The following is an 18,291-nucleotide window of genomic DNA, read 5'->3' on the forward strand; positions in this document are numbered from 1 at the left end:
GCGGTCAGGAGGCCAGGACGACACCGAAGTGCCGCTCCAGGCTGCCGCGGATCGCCTCGCTGGACAGCGCGCACCGCACCTGGCCGCGCTCCGCCTCCGAGGGGGCGGGCGCGTCGGCGAACTCGGCGGTGCCGGAGCGGAGTTCGTCCGCGAGAGCGGCGACGAGCCGGTAGGCGTGCGGCAGGGACGCGCGGACGGCGGCGACGACGTCCTCGTCGCGGGCCGTCCGGGCCCCGACGTCGGCGAGTGGGTGCGGGGTGACGTCGGAGGACATGGGGAGGTGTGTCCCGTCTGGTGAGGGAGGAGCGGGAATGCCCGGTGGGGGAGCGGGGACGCCCCGGCGGGCGAGGTGATCCGCCCGCCGGGCCGGTGAGGGCGGTCCGGCGGGCGGGGCCCGGCCCGGCAGGTGACGGCCCGCTCAGCCGGTGAGGGCCCGCAGCGCGGCCGGGCCGTGCCGGAAGCCGGGGTCGACCTGGGCCGCCAGGTCCGACCCGGTGGCCCGGTCGCCCCAGGCGGCGGCGTTGCGCAGATGGAACTCCACGGCCTGCCGCTGGAACGTCTCCCAGTCCTTCGGGCGGGCGTCCACCGCCCGGCGCAGCTCGCCGAGCGCCCGCAGCAGCGCCGGCTCGGGCCCCTCGTGCGTACGGCCCTGTTCCCGGGCGCGGACATGGGCCGACTGCGGGCAGTGCGCCAGCAGGTCGTCACCGACGTGCTCCTTGAGGAAGAGCAGGTCGTCCTCGCCGTTCACCTTGTTGCCGACCACCCCGACGGCGACGCCGAACTCGGCGGCGTACTCGCGGTACTGACGCAGCACCGAGACGCTCTTGCGGGTCGGCTCGACGACCAGGAACGTCATGTCGAACCGGGTGAACAACCCGGAGGCGAAGGCGTCGGCGCCCGCGGTCATGTCGACCACGACGTACTCGCCCGGGCCGTCGACGAGGTGGTTGAGGTACAGCTCCACCGCGCCCAGCTTGGAGTGGTAGCACGCCACTCCGAGGTCCTCCTCGTCGAAGGCGCCGGTGACCATCAGCGGCACCCCGGCCACCTCGCGGACGTGCCGTGCGTGGATCTCGTCCTCGCCCAGCAGGCGCAGCAGACGGGAGCCGCGGCCCGGGGGAGTGGTCTTGAGCATGGCCTCGCGGGAGGCGATCCGCGGGTTGCTCCCGCGCAGGAAGTCCTTGATCTCACCGGTGCGGGCACTGAGCGGAGGGGCGCCGAAGGACGCCTCCTCGGGCAGGCCGAGGGCGTGCGCCAGGTGCTGGTTGATGTCGCCGTCGAGGGCGAGGACCGGCGCGCCGGAGCGGGCCAGGGAACCGGCGAAGAGGGCGGACAGCGTGGTCTTGCCGCTGCCGCCCTTGCCGACGAACGCGACACGCACTACGAGCCCCCTTCGCCGGCGCCGGTGAGGGCGCCGGGGAAGACGCCGACAGGGACGCCAATGGAATTGAAAACGGCTTTCATGATCTCATCGTGGAGAGGCCGCTCTCCGGCTGTCAAGCCGGCGTCCCCCGACTGGCGGACCCGGCCCCCTCGCCAACCGGCCCGGACGGCGGGCCCGTTACGAGGGCGGCTCGGCCCGCCGGGTCAGCGCGCGCGACGGTCCGCCCGCTCACGGGCCACGGCCGCCGCGTCCCCCGCGCTGCCGTGGTGCACCGGGCCGTGCCCCGGGACGAGGACGTCCGCATCGACCGCTTCCAGGGCCGCCAGGGAATCCCGCGCGCGGGCCCGGTCGGCGTGGAACATGCCCGGCAGCAACTGCGGCCCCCGCGTGCGCGAGGTGGGGTGCCCGGTGACGAGGGCGTCCCCGCTGACGAGGACACCGCTGCGCGGCAGCAGATAGGCGCAGTGCCCGCGGGTGTGCCCGGGGGAGTGCACCGGAACCGGGGCGCCGGGCAGGTCCAGCGGGCCGTCCGCCGGGAACGCGCGGGGATCCGCCACCGGGAGGTGCGCGGTCCCGCCCGCCCGCAGCGCGCGCAGGGCCCACGGCGCCACGCCCGGCCGCCACGCCCGGGCGAGCACCTGGCCGACGCTCACCTGGTGCAGGAAGTCGCGCCGGGCGTGCGGCACTTCGTCCTCGTGCATCAGCACCGGCGTCCCGTGCGCGGCGCGCAGCCGCTCGGCGGAGCCGAGATGGTCGTTGTGCGCGTGGGTGACGAGAACGGCGGCCAGCGCCCCCGGAGCCACCCCGACGGCGGCGAGCGAGGCGAGCAGCCGCTCCCGGTCGCCGGGATACCCGGTGTCGATCAGGACGGCGCTGTCGCCCTCCTTGACGATCACCCAGTTGGTGTCGCCGCCCCTCACCGCGTGCACGTGCTCGTCGATCCGGACGACGTCCCCGGTCCGCAACGCGGATGTCATGCCCGCTCCTCTCCCCGCCGGCGCACCGCTCGGTGTCCGCGGCGTCAGCGGGACCGTACTACCGAGGCACCCGCACCGGATCACGGGGCGGCGGACCGCCACGTGTGACACGGTGGCACCGGACGAGTGATCGACCGGGCACCGGGGGAACGGGTCCACCCACCACGCACGCATGCGGCCCCCGTCCGACGGACACTCGACCCGCACGAGCGACACCCGACCCGATCGTGGAAACAGGAGGCACCCCCATGTCGAAGCCGCCGCTTCCGGACTCCGCCGTGGCCATGCTGCGCAAGGCGAACCCGGCCGTCATCACCACCCTGCGCTCCGACGGCCAGCCGGTGTCCACCGCGACCTGGTACCTGTGGGACGAGGGCCGGATCCTGGTCAACATGGACGAGGGCCGCAAGCGCCTCACGCACCTGCGCAACGACCCCCGGGTCACGCTCACGGTGCTCGACGAGTCCGACTGGTACAGCCACGTCACCCTCATCGGCCGGGTCGCCGAGATGAAGGACGACGAGGGCCTGACCGACATCGACCGGCTCTCCCGGCACTACCTGGGTCAGCCCTACGCCGAGCGCGGGCGCGCCCGCGTCAGCGCGTACCTCGAGATCGACCGCTGGCACGGCTGGGGCGGCTTCCGCGACAGCGACCAGGCGGCCACCTGAGCCCCTCGCGCCCCTGAGGGGACACCGGGGGTTGGCCGGGGAGTGCCTTGCCGGGCCCCGGACGGAACGTCACGATGGCTGTGCCACCCGGTGCCCCATGCCCGAGGAGACGCCTGTGGACAGCTACGAACGGCAGCCCGCGGCCACGAGCACGGTCGAGGACTACCAGGACACACCACTGGACGAGGTGCCCGAGGCCGCCCTCAGGACGGCACTGGCCAGGTCGCTCCCCGGCGAGGAGGAGCCCGTGGCCGGGTTCCAGTCGGTCCAGTCCTCCCTGCTCTGACCGGACCGTGACCGCGGCGACGGGATCCTTCCGGCAGTTCGTGATCAAGGTGCACAGCCGCTGCGACCTGCGCTGCGACCACTGCTACGTCTACACCCACGCGGACCGGAGCTGGCGCGGGCGGCCGGTGACCATGTCGGAGGAGACCCTCCGGCTCGCCGCCGCCCGCATCGCCGAGCACGCCGTCGCGTACCGCCTGCCCCGGGTCCACGTCGTCCTGCACGGCGGTGAACCGCTGCTCGCCGGACGGGAACGGCTGCGCGGTTTCGCCCGCACGCTGCGCTCCGCCCTGCGCGGCACCGCCGCCCTCGACCTGCGGATGCAGACCAACGGGCTCCTCCTGGACGACGCGTTCTGCGCGATGCTCGCCGAGGAGTCCATCCTCACCAGCGTCTCCCTCGACGGTGACGAGAGGGCCCATGACCGGCACCGCGTCCGCGCCGACGGCTCCGGCAGCCACCGGGACGTCGTGCGCGCGATACGGCGCCTCAACGCCCCCGCCCACCGCCGGGCCTTCGGCGGACTGCTCTGCACGGTGGACGTCGAGAACGACCCGGTGGCCGTCTACCGCGCCCTCGCCGGGCTCGACCCGCCCGCGCTCGACTTCCTGCTGCCCCACGCCACCTGGGACCGCCCGCCGCCCCGCCCGCGCGGGGCGACCGGGTCCACCGGGGCCACCGAGTACGCGGACTGGCTGATCGCCGTCCACGACCGGTGGGCCGCCGAGGGACGCCCCATGCCCATCCGGATGTTCGAGTCGATCAGCCGGCTCGCCGAGGGCGGCACCAGTTTCACCGAGGCGCTGGGGACGGACGGCACCGACCTGCTGGTCCTCGAGACCGACGGCGCCGTCGAGCAGGCGGACTGGCTCAAGACCGCGTACCCCGGCGCCCCGGAGACCGGACTGCACCTGGCCACCCACCGCCTGGAGGAGGCCGCCGCCCACCCCGGCATCAGGGCCCGCCGCACCGGGACCGCCGGACTGAGCGCCGCCTGCCGTTCCTGCCGCGTGGTGGAGGTCTGCGGCGGCGGCCTGTACGGGCACAGGTACCGCGCGACCAACGGCTTCGACAACCCCTCCGTCTACTGCGCCGACCTCCTCAAGCTCATCGACCACGTGCGCGCCGCCGAGCGGAGGCCCACCGGCACGCAGCCCGCCCCGGCCACCGGCGTGCTCAGGAACCGGCACACCCTGCCCTGGCCCCGCTTCGACGCGCTGGCCGCCGGCCTGGGCACCGCCGAGGACGTGCGGGAACTGGCCGCCGCCCAGCGCAGCCTGCGCACCACCGCGCTGGCCGCCGCCGCCCGGACCGCCGAGCGGCGCCCCGACGCCTCCGCGGCCGGCTGGAAGGCTCTCGCCGCACTGCCCGCCGAGGTCCGCCGGCTGCTGCTCGCCGACCCCCATCTGAGGAGCTGGGCCCTCTCGCACGCCCGGCTCGAACGTCCCGCCGGGGGACGCCCCGCCGAGGCCGCGCTGTCCGCCACCGCCCGCACCCGCGGCCGGCTCACCCTCCCCGTGCCGCTCCGTCGGGGGCCGGAGGGCACCGGCATCCACCTCCCCGGCCTCGGCCGGCTGCTGCTCCCCGAGGACGGCCCCGCGCCGGGCGCGGGTGGCACGGTGACCGTCGAGGCCGCGGACGGCCGGATCGCCCTCGCCGGACGGGTGCCCGGAGTGGATCCGCTGCCCGGCGGCATGCGCTGGCAGCCCCTGCGCCACCTCGCCGCGGACGGCCTGAGGGTCGCCCTGGACGACCTCGATCCCGGGCGCGACCGCTACGGCGAGGACCGTCGTGCCCATCCCCGTCTGACGGAGGAGCAGGCCGGGCAGTGGCAGGACCGTTTCGCCGAGGGCTGGCGGCTGATCCGGGAGGCCTACCCGGTCTACGCGGCCGGCATCGCCGAGGGGCTCACCACACTGGTTCCCCTGACACCCCGGCCCGGGAAGGACATCAGCGCCACCTCGGGGCCCGCCTTCGGCGCGATCGGTCTCGCCTTGCCCCGGACCGCCGAGGACCTCGCCATGCTCCTGATCCACGAGTTCCAGCACACCAAACTGTGGGCGCTGTACGACATGTACGACCTCTTCGACCCGGCGGACACCCGCCTCCTGCCGGTTCCCTGGCGTCCCGATCCGCGTCCGCCGCCCGCCGCGCTGCAGGGCGCCTACGCCCACCTCGCCGTCGCCGACGTGTGGCGTCTACGGGCCGTGCGCACCCGGACAGGGCCGGGCCGGGACGCCACGGGGGCCCGGCAGGCGCGGGCCGCGGCCGCCGCCTGGCGGCAGGGAGTGCTGGAGGTGCTCGACGCCCTGCTGGACACCGGCTCCCTCACACCGTACGGACTTCGCCTGGTCCGGAGCCTGCGCGAGGCGGCCGCCGCACTCGAACCCTGACGCCGCCGCCGGAGGCCACCCGGTGCGCGTGCGCCGTCCGTGCGCCCCCCGGCACAAGCGGAACGCGTCAACCCCTGGCATCCGCGGGGGACTTCGCGCTCCAATGGTGCATTCAGGGACCGGCCGCACGGTCCGTACCACGCGTGCGGCGAGGACCGGGGGACGAGGGACACGCCATGACTGATCCGGCTCCCGAGCCGGCCGGGGCGGCCGGTGCGCCGGACCCGTACGTCTTCTTCCTCAGCTACGCCCGGGTGCCGCCCACCGAGGACGGGGCGAAGGCCCCCGACCCCGACGAGGACCTGGTCGCCTTCCACCGCCAACTGTGCGGGCACATCATGCAGTTGACGGACCACGACGGGGTGCGCCCGCCCGGCTTCCTGGACCGCAGGATGGGCGTCGGCGCCGACTGGGAACGGCGGCTGAAGGAGACCCTCGCCGACTGCCAGGTCTTCGTCCCCGTCTACGCCAAGCGGTACTTCACCCGGGAATGGTGCGGCCGTGAGTGGGACGCCTTCGCGCGCCGCCAGGAGGAGCACGGCCGCAGCCGCCCCTACACCGGCAATGCCATCGTCCCCGTGCTGTGGGTCGGCCCCGGGCACCTGAGACTGCCCCCGGTCGCCCGGCGCGTGCAGTACGAGCACCCCGACCTCGGCGCGGAGTACCTCGCCTCGGGCCTGTACGGGCTGCGTGCGAAGGGCTACCACGCCAAGTACCACAGGGCCGTGTGGGGCATCGCGCAGACGATCGTCAAGGTGGCCGAGCAGACCCGGCTCGCGCCCTGCGACATCGAACTGTTCAAGGAACTCAGGAACGTCTTCGAGGAGGAACAGTAGGATGCCGCTCTTCTTCCTCAGCTACTCGCACGTCCCGGCGCACCGCGCGGGCCGCAGCCCCGACTTCGACCGGCTCGTCTTCCGCTTCTTCGAGGACCTGTGCGGCCACCTCGCCGCCGCCGGCGGCCCGGAGGGGAACGCGGCCGGCTTCGTCGAGCGCCCCGGGACACCGGCCGAGGAGACCCTGCGGGCCCTCGCCGACTGCCGGGTCTTCGTCCCCCTGTACGCCAAGCGGTACTTCACCGACCCCAAGTGCGGCCGGCACTGGACCGCGGCCACCACCGGCCCCGCCGACACCCGCCCGGCCGTCGTCCCCGTGCTCTGGACGCCGTACCCGCCCGCCGCGCTGCCCCGCGCCGCCCAGTACGACCTGCCCGCGATGCCCGGGGACGGCGACGAGGCGGAGGAGGAGTACGCCGCCACGGGCCTGCACCAGATGCTCCAGCTCGGCGAGGAACTCGGCGACGGGCGGGCCGGGGACCGGGCCGGGCGGATCACCGCCTGGCTCGCCCGGCGCGTCCTGTACGCCGCCGCCACCGTGCCCGCGCCCCCCGGGGACCGGCACGTCCCCGGGCCGCTGACCGCGCTGGACAACGCCTTCACCGCCCCGCTGCCCGCCCCGCCGACGCTGCGCATCACCGTCCTCGCCCCCACCGAGGAGCAACTGCCCATCGGCCGCGACGAATCGCGCTACGGCCCGGCGGCGGAGGACTGGCGGCCCTACGGTCCCGCCCTCGGCCCGCTCGCCGACCAGGTGCGGGCGCTGGCACGCAACCTCGGCTTCACCCCGGACCTCGTGGCCTTCGACAAACCCCGCGCCGAACTGCGCGGCACGGCCGTCCCGGACGCCCCCTGGGTCCTCGTGGTCGACCCGTGGGCCCTGGAGAACCCCCGAGTCGCCGCCCAGGTACGGGAGTTCGACGCCGTCCGGCGGCCGTGGACGGCCGTGCTGAGCGTGCTGCCCGAGGACGACCCGCAGACCAAGGAGCGTTCCGAGCGGTTGACCCGGCTGCTGCAGACCTGCTTTCCCCGTTTCCTGCGCGAGGGCCGCGCGGGGGAGCAGAATGCCGTGCGGGGTCTGCCCGACGCCGACGTGTTCGCTCTGTGGTTCAGCGAACTGGCCGAGTCCGCCAGGATGCGGTACTTGCGATACATTCACTCGCAATTGTCCGCCGGGGGAGACGGTACCGGGGACCGCACGGAGGGCAGGCCATGACCGGCGACGAGGGCAGGATCATCACGTTCTACTCGTACAAGGGCGGTACGGGACGGACGATGGCGCTCGCCAACGCCGCCTGGATCCTCGCCTCCGCGGGCCACCGCGTGCTCGCCGTCGACTGGGACCTGGACGCCCCCGGCCTCGACCGCTTCCTCCACCCCTTCCTGGACGAGGAGAAGCTGCGCACCACCCCCGGCGTGCTGGAACTCGTCTCCCGCTTCAGCGAGTCCCTGACCCGGGTGCGGCACACCACCGCCGCGGAGGCGTACGGCGAGGGGCACGGCTCCGTCGAGACCGTCACCCTCCCCGGCGGCGAATGGGGCGCCGAGATGCTCCCGCTGGACAGCTGCGTGCTCCCCGTCTCCTGGCACTTCCCCGCGGGCGGCTGGCTCGACTACCTCCCGGCCGGGACCAAGAACAAGGGATATCTGACCGCCTTCTCGCAGTTCGACTGGAAGCCGTTCATGGACGGCCCCCTCGCCACCCGCTTCCTGGAACGCCTCAAGCGCGAGTTCGGCGACCGCTACGACTACGTCCTCGTCGACAGCCGTACCGGCCTCAACGACATCTCCGACATCTGCACCGTCAACCTGCCGCACGTCCTCGTCACCTGCTTCACCCCCAGCAGCCAGAGCATCGACGGCGCGGTCGCCGTCGCCGAGCGCATCGAGGAGATGCACCGCGACCGCCGCATCCGCATCCTCCCCGTCCCGATGCGCGTCGAGAACGCCGAGGCCGACCGCCTCGAAGCCGCCCGCGGCCAGTTCCAGTACCGCTTCGACCGCATCCTGCGCCGCCACCTCGCCCCCGGCACGGAACCCGACGACTACTGGGGCCGGGTGGAGATCCCCTACCGGCCCATCTACTCCTACGAGGAGACCCTCGCCCCCTTCCGTGAGGCACCCGGCGACCCCAAGAGCCTGCTGGCCGCCTACGAGCGGCTCGCCGAGGTCCTCTCCGACGGCCGGGTGACCCGGATGGCGCGGATCGACGAGGGACTGCGCCGGCGCACCCTGGAGCGCTACACCCGGCACCGGCCGCCCCGCGTCTCCGACGTGTACATCAGCTTCGTGCCGCAGGACCGGAGCTGGGCGATGTGGGCGGGCGCGGTCCTGGAGGACGCCGGCTTCAAGGTCCACCTCGCGCAGGAGGGCACCGCCGAGGGCGGCCGGCACCGCCAGGAGATCGAACGCGTCGTCGAGTCCGCCCCGCACACCCTCGTCGTCCTTTCCGAGGCGTATCTGCGCTCCTCCCGCTTCCGCACCACATGGGAGGCCGTGTACGCGGCCGGCGGCATGGACGAGGACCGCCGCCTGGTGTCCATGAGCGTCGAACGGCTGTCCCTGGGCAGCCCGTTCACCGACCGGCTCGCCGACCTGACCCGCTGCGACACCGGGGAGGCCGCCCGCGACACCCTGCTGGCCTGTTTCGGCCGCACCTTCGCCCCCGCCTCCCGCGAGCACTACACCGGCGGCGAACGCCGGATGCCGCGCTACCCCGGCGCCGAACCTCCGGTCTGGTCCGTCCCGCTGCGCACCGCCTCCTTCACCGGTCGCACCTCCCTGCTGGAGCGGATCCGCGAACGCCTCTGCGAGGGCGACGGCAGGGCGCTGCTCCTCAAGGGCCTCGGCGGAGTCGGCAAGACCCTGCTCGCCCGCGAGTTCGCGCACCGCTACAAGAGCGACTACGACATCGCCTGGCACATCCAGGCCGAGCAGCGCAACCTCGCCGTCGAGCAGTTCGCGGCCATGGCCGGACCGCTGGGCGTGGCCGAGCGGAAGAACCCCACCGACACCGCCAAGGCCGTCCGCGAGGCACTCGACCGCGGGGAGCCGTACGGCAGTTGGCTGCTGATCCTGGACAACGCGGTCGAGGCGGGCAACCTGCCCGACTTCATGGTCACCGGCCGCAGCGGACACGTCCTGATCACCAGCCAGCGCTCCGAGGGCTGGGGGCGCTGGGCCGACACCCTCGAAGTCGGCGTGTTCGAACGCGAGGAGAGCATCACCCACCTGCGCGGCCGGCTGCCCGACTGCGGGCGGGCCGACGCCGACCAGATCGCCGAGGCGCTCGGCGACCTCCCCATCGCGGTGGAACAGGCGGCCGCCGGCATCGAGCAGTCCAAAGTCGGCGCCCGCGCCTACCTGCGTGAGCTGCAGGCCCCGGCCACCGGCGCCGCCCGCACCCGCGGCTCCGGCGAGGACAAGGTCGGCGATGTCACCCGGGTCAGCGGCGCCACCTGGGAGTTCGCCCTCGGGCAGCTGCGCCGCAAGTTCCCGCAGGCCGTCCAGCTGCTGCAGATCTGCGCCTACTTCGGACCCGAGCCGATCTCCATGGACCTGCTGGAGGGCGCCGAGGTCTCCCGCGCCCTCGGGGACTCCCGCACCGTGGCCCGCGCCTACCAGGAACTCAGCCGCTTCTCCCTGGTCACCGTCGACCGCAAGATCTGGGGCGTCCAGGTGCACCGCCTGGTGCAGCGCGCCATGCGGGAGAGCATGACCGAACAGGAGCGGCAGGCCGCCCGGGACGTCGTCTACCGCACCCTGATCGCGGCCCGGCCCAGCAAGGACGACCCCGAGGACCCCAACACCTGGGAGAGCTACCGGGTCATCTGGTCCCACCTCGGCACCCCCTGGGCGCTCGGCGCCACCGAGGGCGGCATCCGCGAACTCCTCGTCGACCGGGTGCGGCAACTGCGCCGCCGGGGCGAACTCGCCCAGGCCATGGAGCTGAGCACCCGCTGCGTGACGACCTGGACGGAGAACGGCCCGCCCGACGACCGCTGGACCCTGCACATGCGCTTCCAGATCGCCAACATCCTGCGCGCGCAAGGCCGTTACGAGGAGTCGCTGGCCCTGGACGAGGAGGTCCGCGCACGCCAGCTCGCGACCCTGCCCGACGACGACCAGCACGTGCTGATGACCACCAGCAGCATCGCCGCCGACCTGCGGGGCCTCGGCCGGCTGTCCGAGGCCCTCGACCACGACCGCCGCACCCACCGGCGTTACGCGGAGATCTACGGCGAGGACCACCCCCGCACCCTCGGTGCCGCCAACAACCTCGCCGTCTCCCTGCGGCTGTCCGGGGACTACTACGGGGCCCGTGCCCTGGACAGCCGGACCCTCGCCCTGCGCGAGGAGATCCTCCTGCACGACCACCCGCTGACCATCGAGTCCGCGGTCAACCTCGGACGGGACCACCGCGACTGCGGGGACTACGCGGCCTCCGTCAGCCTGCTGCGCCGCGCCTACGACCGCTGCCTGCAGAACACCCGGCTCACCCAGGGCTCACCGACGGTGCTGAACACCGCCAAGGGGCTGGCCGGCGCGCTGCGCCGGACGGGCAGGCCGGCCGAGGCCCAGGAACTCGTCGAGCATGTGCTCAAGCACGGGCCGGAGGGGGAGAAGGGCGCCTCCCCGGAGCGGCTCCTGGTGGAGATGAGCCTGGCCGGCGACCTGGCCGCGCAGGACCGCAGGGACGAGGGGCTGCGGCTGATCCGCAGGGTCCTGGACGACCTCCGGGACAGCCTCGGCGAGGACCATCCGCAGACGGTCGCGTGCTCGGCGAACTACGCGGTCCTGCTGCTGGGCGACATCGACACGGCCGCGCACCCGCCCGCCGGGGACACGGCGACCGTGGAGGAGGCGGCCCGGGCGCGGACGCTGCTGCTGCGAGCGCTGGAGGCGTTCACCGAACTGAGCGGCGAGCACCACCCCTACACCCTGGTCTGCCGGGTCAACCTCGCCGCCGCCGACGCGGCCCTCGGCGACCGGGAGGAGGCCCGCAGGGGCTGCCAGGAGGCGTACGACCTGCTGCGCGAGGCCCTGGAACCCACCCACCCCTCGACCCTGACCTGCGCGGGCAACCTGGGACTGATCCTCGGACTGCTCGGCCGGCCGCAGGAGGCCCGCAGCACCCTGCAGGCCGCGCTGTCCGCCCTGGCCAAGCGGCTGGGCGAGGACCACCCGCGGGTGCGGGCCCTGCGGGAGGAGCGGATCACCTGCCTGGAACTGGAGCCGTCCCCGATCTGACCTCCCGGGCCCGGTCCCGCACCCAGGCGAGTACCTGCGGCATGGCCGGCAGCGCCGCGAAGTGCGCCACCGAGGGCTGGAGCACCGCCCGGGCGGAGGGGATGTGCCGTTCGAGGTAGCGGAAGTGGGACAGCGGCGCGAACACGTCGTGCTCGCCGTGCCAGAGCAGTACCGGCAGCGCGGGGTCGATCTCCGCCAGCTTGAACTCCCACGGCGTACGGAAGGCGACCAGGTCGTCCACCCAGCCCAGCGGGGCGCGCGGATCCATCCGCGCGGGCCCGGCACCGGGGGAGCGGGCGTGCCCCACCGCCGACAGATAGTTGACCAGCAGCATCCGCCGCACCCCGGCGTCCGTGACGACCACCCGGTCCACCGCGGGCAGCTCCTCGTCGAGTGACCGCAGCAGCGAGGCCGGATCGCTGCGGATGGCCTCGGCGTTGCGGGCCAGCAGGGACCCCAGCTCCGTCACGTCGGGCGCGCACCGGTCCAGCAGTCGGTACGTGGCGACGTTGGAGGGCGACATGTCCTCGAACCAGTCCAGCTCCGCGCCGTCCGCGTCCGGCGGGGCGGTCGAGACCAGGGCGGCCGCGCTCGCCACCCGGCCGCCGGGGTTGATCGCGGCCGCCGCCAGCGCGTGCGGACCGCCGCCGGACCGGCCCACCACCGAGTAGCGCTCCAGCCCCAGCCGCCGGGCGATCGCGTCGACGTCCGCGGCGGCGTCCGCGACCGTACGGCCCGGGTCCCGGTCGGAGTCGCCGTAACCGGGCCGGTCGTAGGCGATCAGACGGACGCCGAGCTTGTGCAGGTCGAAGGTGCGGGGCCGGGGGCCGAGCCGGCTGCCGGGGGTGCCGTGCAGCAGGAAGACGGGATGGGCGTGCTCGTCGCCCCACGTCTGGTAGACGAGGGTCCGGGTCCGCCCCGGAACGCCCGGCCCACGGACCGGTACCTCGACTCTTCCGACCACCCGGTGTCCTCCCGTCGCCAGCGGCTGTACTGGAGCGGGCCCTCCCAGGATTCTCCACGGGGGCGACCGCGCCAAGGGGTGGTTCAGCCGTTCTGACGCGGCGGAATCCGCGCCCACGCTAGTGCACCCGGGGGCGCTCCCGCGGGCGGATCGCCCGGTGACTCGGGGTGCGTACGGGTGTGCGGAGGGCGGGGCCGTGGCGGTGCGGCGCGCACGGTCCGGGGACCCCCGGTGCCGCCCCGCCCCGGGCACCGGGCGGCCACCCGCCCGGCCGCGCCCGCGACGGGACGAAGGGGCGCCCGGCGCGGACGCGGGGGAGGCTGGGGAACGTGCGGCGGACCAGCCCGGACGCCTGGGCCGAAGCAGGACCTTTGCACACTGCAATCCTGGGTACCCGTACCGCCGTACGGCACCCACACCCGCAGGAGCGAACATGGCTGATGTCCCGGTCGACCGGCTCGAAGCCGCCCTGCGCGCCGAGACGGACGCCGAGGTCCGCTTCGACGCCGGCAGCCGCGGCGCCTACGCCACCGACGGCTCCAACTACCGGCAGGTCCCCCTCGGCGTCGTCGTCCCCCGGAGTGTCGAGGACGGCGCCCGAGCGGTGGAGGTGTGCGCCCGCTTCGGCGCCCCCGTCCTCTCCCGCGGCGGCGGCACCAGCCTCGCCGGCCAGTCCACCAACGAGGCCGTCGTCCTCGACTGGACCAAGTACTGCGACGCCCTCGTCTCCGTCGACCCCGAGGCCCGCACGTGTGTCGTCGAACCCGGCATCGTCCTGGACGAACTGAACCGCCGGCTCGCCGGCCACGGGCTGCAGTTCGGGCCGAAGCCGTCCACGCACAGCCACTGCGCGCTCGGCGGCATGATCGGCAACAACTCCTGCGGTGCCTCCGCGCAGGCGTACGGCAAGACCGTCGACAACGTGCGCCGCCTGGAGGTCCTCACCTACGACGGCGTCCGCATGTGGGTCGGCCCCACCTCGCCCGAGGAGCGCGCCGCGATCGCCGCCGCAGGCGGCCGCCGCGCCGAGATCTACGAGGGCCTGGACCGCATCGTCGCCGAGTACCTCGCCGACATCCGCACCGGCTACCCGAAGATCCCGCGCCGCGTCTCCGGCTACAACCTCGACTCGCTGCTCCCCGAGAACGGGTTCGACGTGGCCCGTGCCCTCGTCGGCAGCGAGGGCACCCTGGTGACCGTACTGCGCGCCGAACTCGACCTGGTGCCGGTGCCCGCGTACCAGTCGCTGCTCGTCCTCGGCTACGAGGACATCTGCCACGCCGCGGACGACGTCACCCATCTGCTGGAGCACTGCCGGCCCGCCCAGCTCGAGGCGCTTGACGACCGTATGGCGCAGCTCATGCGCGAGGAGCACGCCCACGAGGAGTCCCTGGATTCCCTCCCCGAGGGGAACAGCTGGCTGCTCCTGCAGTTCGCCGGCGACAGCCAGGAGGACGTGGACGGGCAGGCGCACGCCCTGCTGCGCGCCCTCGGCCGCGAGGAGAAGGACCCCCGGGTCGCCTTCTCCGACGACCCCGAGCGTGAGCAGCGCATGCTCAAGGCCCGCGAGGCCGGGCTCGGTGTCACCGCCCGCCCGCCGGACGACCGGGAGACCTGGGAGGGCTGGGAGGACTCCGCCGTCCCGCCCGAACGCCTCGGCGACTACCTGCGCGACCTGAAGGGGCTCTTCGAGGAGTTCGACTACGACCACCCGTCTCTGTACGGGCACTTCGGGCAGGGTTGTGTGCACACCCGCATCCCCTTCGAACTGCGGACCGCCGAGGGCGTCGCCGTCTTCCGGCGGTTCCTGGAGCGCGCCGCCGACCTCGTCGCCTCCTACGGCGGCTCGCTGTCCGGCGAGCACGGCGACGGCCAGTCCCGCGGCGAACTGCTCACCCGCATGTTCGGCGAGCGGCTGGTCGGCGCCTTCGGCGAGCTCAAGGCACTGTTCGATCCCGACGACCGGATGAACCCCGGCAAGGTCGTCCACCCCCGGCCGGTCGACGGGCAACTCCGCCTCGGCGCCTCCTGGACACCGATGACCCCCGAGACCCACTTCGGCTATCCGCAGGACGAGCACTCCTTCACCCGCGCCGTGCTGCGCTGCGTCGGCATCGGCAACTGCCGCAGCCACCAGGGAGGCGTGATGTGCCCCTCCTACCGGGCCACCAAGGAGGAGGAGCACTCCACCCGCGGCCGCTCCCGGCTGCTCTTCGAGATGCTCGACGGGCACGCCGACTCCGCCGTCCAGGACGGCTGGCGCTCCACCGAGGTCAAGGACGCCCTCGACCTCTGCCTGGCCTGCAAGGGCTGCAAGTCGGACTGCCCCACCGGGGTGGACATGGCCACCTACAAGGCCGAGTTCCTCGCCCACCACTACGAGGGGCGGCTCCGCCCGCCCGCCCACTACTCGATGGGCTGGCTGCCGGTGTGGGCCCGCCTCTCCCGGATCGCGCCCACCCTCGTCAACACCGTGCTGCACGCTCCCGTCCTGGACCGGGCGGGCCGCCGGGTGGCCGGGGTGGACAAGGCGCGACAGGCCCCGGTCTTCGCCGAGCGGTCCTTCCTCCAGTGGTGGCGGGAGGAGGGGGCGCACACCGGCTCGGCAGCCTTCGCGGGCTACGGCGCCGACGCGCCGGATCCGGCCGACCCCCGGACAGTGGTGCTGTGGCCCGACACCTTCAGCACCTACTTCCACCCGGCGATCGCGATCTCCGCCGTACGGGTCCTGCGCGACGCGGGCTTCCGGGTCGCCGTCCCCGAGCGGCCGGTGTGCTGCGGGCTGACCTGGATCTCCACCGGTCAGCTCACCGTGGCCAAGAAGGTGCTGCGCCGCACCCTGGACACCCTGAAGCCGTATCTGGAGGCCGGGACCCCGATCGTCGGGCTGGAGCCCTCCTGCACCGCCGTCTTCCGCTCCGACGCCCCCGAGCTGCTGCCCGCCGACCAGGACGTGCGGCGGCTCGCCGGACAGGTGCGCACCTTCGCCGAGCAGCTCGTCCACCACGCTCCCGAGGGCTGGGAGCCGCCCCGGCTGTCCCGGCGGGCGACGGTGCAGACGCACTGCCACCAGCACGCGGTCATGAAGTTCGAGGCCGACCGCGAGCTGATGCGCCGCGCCCACCTGGAGGCCGAGGTCCTCGACGAGGGCTGCTGCGGACTCGCCGGCAACTTCGGCTTCGAAAGCGGTCACCACGAGGTCTCCATGGCCGTCGCCGAGCAGGGTGTGCTGCCCGCCGTCCGCGCGGCGGCCCCCGGCGACGTCCTGCTCGCCGACGGCTTCAGCTGCCGCACCCAGATCGAACAGGGCGGCACGGGACGCCGCGCGATGCACCTGGCCGAGGCGCTCGCCCTCGGCCTCGACCAGCAGACCCTGCCCAGCGAGCACCCCGAGCGGCTGACCGTCCGCCCGGCCGGCCCCTCCCGCACCGCCCGCTGGGCGGCCACCGCGGGCGCCGCCGCCCTCACCGCGACGGCCGCCGCGGCGTTGGGCCGCGGTGCCGTACGCCGGTTCACCGGCGGCGGGTGAGGACCGCGCCACCGGCCCGGCACACGTGACAGCGCCGGGCAGCGGGGTAACCGGGTGCGGACCGGCCCCCAAAAACAACCGCCCCGTCCACCCGAAGCTCTTCTCCACGGAAAGGTCCCGAACATGTCGTCGAAGAAGGTTTCCGACTACGTCCTCGAGCGGCTGCGCGAGTGGGAGGTCGAACACGTCTTCGCCTACCCGGGGGACGGCATCAACGGCCTCCTCGCCGCCTGGGGCCGCGCCGACAACCACCCGCAGTTCGTGCAGGCCCGGCACGAGGAGATGGCCGCCTTCGAGGCGGTCGGTTACGCCAAGTTCTCCGGCAAGGTCGGTGTCTGCGCCGCCACCTCGGGCCCCGGCGCCATCCACCTGCTCAACGGGCTGTACGACGCCAAGCTCGACCACGTTCCCGTCGTCGCCCTCGTCGGGCAGACCAACCGCAGCGCCATGGGCGGCTCCTACCAGCAGGAGGTGGACCTGCTCAGCCTCTACAAGGACGTCGCCTCCGACTTCTGCGAGATGGTCACCGTCCCCGAGCAGCTCCCCAACGTGCTCGACCGGGCGATGCGCACCGCCATGGCCCGCCGCTCCGTCACCGCCGTCATCATCCCCGCCGACGTGCAGGAACTGGACTACTCGCCGCCGGAGCACGCCTTCAAGATGGTGCCCTCCAGCCTGGGCATGACCCACTACGCGCCGGTGCCCGCCGAGGCCGACCTCGCGCGCGCCGCCGAGGTGCTCAACGCGGGCAGCAAGGTCGCCCTCCTGATCGGCCAGGGCGCCCGCGGCGCCCGCCAGGAGGTCATGGAGGTCGCCGAACGGCTCGGCGCGGGCGTCGCCAAGGCGCTGCTCGGCAAGGACGCCCTCGACGACGACCTGCCCTACGTCACCGGCTCCATCGGACTGCTCGGCACCCGGCCCTCCTACGAGCTGATGCAGGAGTGCGACACGCTCCTCGTCATCGGCTCCAGCTTCCCGTACACCCAGTTCATGCCCGAGTTCGGGCAGGCCCGGGCCGTGCAGATCGACATCGACCCGCACATGATCGGCCTGCGCTACCCCTTCGAGGTCAACCTCGTCGGCGACGCCCGCGAGACCCTGCGCCGGCTCCTGCCGCTGCTGGAGGGCTCCGCGGACAAGGCCTGGCGCAAGAAGATCGAGAAGGGCACCGCCCGCTGGTGGGAGGTGATGCAGCGGCGTGCCGCCGTGGACGCCGAACCGATCAACCCCGAGTACGTGGTCCACGCCCTGAACGAACTGCTGCCCGAGAACGTCGTCCTGGCCGCCGACTCCGGCTCCGCCGCCAACTGGTACGCCCGCCACCTGCGTCTGCGCGGGGAGATGCGCGGCTCGCTCTCCGGCACCCTGGCCACCATGGGGCCCGGCGTCCCGTACGTCATCGGCGCCAAGTTCGCGCACGGCGACCGGCCCGCGATCGCGCTGGTCGGCGACGGCGCGATGCAGATGAACGGCATGGCCGAGCTGATCACCGTCGCGAAGTACTGGGAGCAGTGGGAGGATCCGCGGCTGGTCGTCGCCGTCCTCAACAACCAGGACCTCAACCAGGTCACCTGGGAGATGCGGGCCATGTCCGGCGCCCCGCAGTTCCTGGCCTCGCAGTCCCTCCCGGACGTGGCTTACGCCGACTTCGCCCGCTCCCTCGGCCTGAACGGCATGCGGGTGGAGAAGCCCGGCGACGTCCAGGCCGCGTGGCACGCGGCGCTCGCCTCCGACCGGCCCTTCGTCCTGGACTTCGTCACGGACCCCGCCGTGCCGCCGATCCCGCCGCACGCCTCCCTCGACCAGATCGAGGCCGCCGCCACGGCCGTCCTCAAGGGCGACAGCGACCGCGCCGGAATGGTCCGCCAGGGCCTCAAGGCCAAGGTGCAGGAGATGCTGCCCGGCGGCCGGGACCGTGCGGACCGGCCCGGCGCGGAGAACGGCAAGTGAGGCGCACGTGCCCCACCCGCACGCCCACCCCGCCACAGGAGGAAAGGACCGC

General features: G+C 73.8%; 12 protein-coding genes. 8 read left to right on the plus strand and 4 right to left on the minus strand.

Annotated features, from left to right (window positions below):
• Window positions 1-4 precede the first annotated feature (4 nt).
• From OHB09_RS29810 to OHB09_RS29820, 3 genes are all read right to left on the minus strand, one after another.
• The gene (locus OHB09_RS29810; RefSeq protein WP_328922829.1) at window positions 5-274 is read right to left on the minus strand and encodes an SCO5389 family protein; all 270 of its coding nucleotides are present in this window, start codon (window positions 272-274) and stop codon (window positions 5-7) included.
• 144 nt (window positions 275-418) lie between these two features.
• The gene (locus OHB09_RS29815; RefSeq protein ID WP_006138603.1) at window positions 419-1,381 is read right to left on the minus strand and encodes an ATP-binding protein; all 963 of its coding nucleotides are present in this window, start codon (window positions 1,379-1,381) and stop codon (window positions 419-421) included.
• 206 nt (window positions 1,382-1,587) lie between these two features.
• On the minus strand, window positions 1,588-2,361 hold the full coding sequence (locus OHB09_RS29820) for an MBL fold metallo-hydrolase (protein WP_167796176.1): 774 nt from the start codon (window positions 2,359-2,361) through the stop codon (window positions 1,588-1,590).
• 248 nt (window positions 2,362-2,609) lie between these two features.
• On the opposite strand from OHB09_RS29820, the gene OHB09_RS29825 reads away from it, so the two are divergent.
• From OHB09_RS29825 to fxsT, 6 genes are all read left to right on the plus strand, one after another.
• Complete coding sequence (locus OHB09_RS29825) at window positions 2,610-3,032, plus strand: PPOX class F420-dependent oxidoreductase (RefSeq protein WP_006138605.1); 423 nt, start codon at window positions 2,610-2,612, stop codon at window positions 3,030-3,032.
• Window positions 3,033-3,147: 115 nt separating this feature from the next.
• Complete coding sequence (fxsA, locus tag OHB09_RS29830) at window positions 3,148-3,318, plus strand: FxSxx-COOH cyclophane-containing RiPP peptide (protein ID WP_006138606.1); 171 nt, start codon at window positions 3,148-3,150, stop codon at window positions 3,316-3,318.
• Window positions 3,319-3,325: 7 nt separating this feature from the next.
• On the plus strand, window positions 3,326-5,710 hold the full coding sequence (locus tag OHB09_RS29835; RefSeq protein ID WP_328922830.1) for an FxsB family cyclophane-forming radical SAM/SPASM peptide maturase: 2,385 nt from the start codon (window positions 3,326-3,328) through the stop codon (window positions 5,708-5,710).
• A 176-nt stretch (window positions 5,711-5,886) separates the two neighbouring features.
• Window positions 5,887-6,546, plus strand: coding sequence for a TIR-like protein FxsC (locus OHB09_RS29840; protein WP_006138608.1), 660 nt, complete (start codon window positions 5,887-5,889; stop codon window positions 6,544-6,546).
• Between the two features lies 1 nt (window position 6,547).
• A complete protein-coding gene (gene fsxC / locus OHB09_RS29845) occupies window positions 6,548-7,762 on the plus strand; it encodes an FxsC protein (RefSeq protein ID WP_328922831.1) in 1,215 nt (404 codons plus the stop codon).
• Entirely contained in the window at window positions 7,759-11,796 is a 4,038-nt protein-coding gene (gene fxsT, locus OHB09_RS29850; protein WP_328922832.1) for an FxSxx-COOH system tetratricopeptide repeat protein, read from the plus strand. The genes fsxC and fxsT overlap by 4 nt, the downstream gene beginning before the upstream one ends.
• Here the strand turns inward: fxsT and OHB09_RS29855 are convergent.
• Entirely contained in the window at window positions 11,762-12,760 is a 999-nt protein-coding gene (locus tag OHB09_RS29855; protein WP_006138611.1) for an alpha/beta fold hydrolase, read from the minus strand. The genes fxsT and OHB09_RS29855 overlap by 35 nt on opposite strands.
• A 433-nt stretch (window positions 12,761-13,193) precedes the next feature.
• Between OHB09_RS29855 and OHB09_RS29860 the strand changes: the two genes are divergently transcribed.
• Window positions 13,194-16,289 carry an FAD-binding and (Fe-S)-binding domain-containing protein gene (locus tag OHB09_RS29860; protein WP_191853503.1) on the plus strand — a complete coding sequence of 1,032 codons (3,096 nt, stop codon included), beginning with the start codon at window positions 13,194-13,196 and terminating at the stop codon, window positions 16,287-16,289.
• A 123-nt stretch (window positions 16,290-16,412) separates the two neighbouring features.
• Window positions 16,413-18,239 carry a thiamine pyrophosphate-requiring protein gene (locus OHB09_RS29865; RefSeq protein WP_006138615.1) on the plus strand — a complete coding sequence of 609 codons (1,827 nt, stop codon included), beginning with the start codon at window positions 16,413-16,415 and terminating at the stop codon, window positions 18,237-18,239.
• The last annotated feature ends 52 nt before the right edge of the window (window positions 18,240-18,291 follow it).

This window comes from Streptomyces griseoaurantiacus, from assembly GCF_036189845.1.
In the GTDB taxonomy this organism is placed as follows: domain Bacteria; phylum Actinomycetota; class Actinomycetes; order Streptomycetales; family Streptomycetaceae; genus Streptomyces; species Streptomyces griseoaurantiacus.

Excerpts from the sequence above, each read along its gene's own strand:
- OHB09_RS29825 (WP_006138605.1), top strand. The coding sequence starts at position 2,610 with ATGTCGAAGCCGCCGCTTCCGGACTCCGCCGTGGCCATGCTGCGCAAG.
- OHB09_RS29865 (WP_006138615.1), top strand. The coding sequence starts at position 16,413 with ATGTCGTCGAAGAAGGTTTCCGACTACGTCCTCGAGCGGCTGCGCGAG.
- fxsT (WP_328922832.1), top strand. The coding sequence starts at position 7,759 with ATGACCGGCGACGAGGGCAGGATCATCACGTTCTACTCGTACAAGGGC.
- OHB09_RS29840 (WP_006138608.1), top strand. The coding sequence starts at position 5,887 with ATGACTGATCCGGCTCCCGAGCCGGCCGGGGCGGCCGGTGCGCCGGAC.
- OHB09_RS29860 (WP_191853503.1), top strand. The coding sequence starts at position 13,194 with ATGGCTGATGTCCCGGTCGACCGGCTCGAAGCCGCCCTGCGCGCCGAG.
- OHB09_RS29810 (WP_328922829.1), bottom strand. The coding sequence starts at position 274 with ATGTCCTCCGACGTCACCCCGCACCCACTCGCCGACGTCGGGGCCCGG.
- fsxC (WP_328922831.1), top strand. The coding sequence starts at position 6,548 with ATGCCGCTCTTCTTCCTCAGCTACTCGCACGTCCCGGCGCACCGCGCG.
- OHB09_RS29820 (WP_167796176.1), bottom strand. The coding sequence starts at position 2,361 with ATGACATCCGCGTTGCGGACCGGGGACGTCGTCCGGATCGACGAGCAC.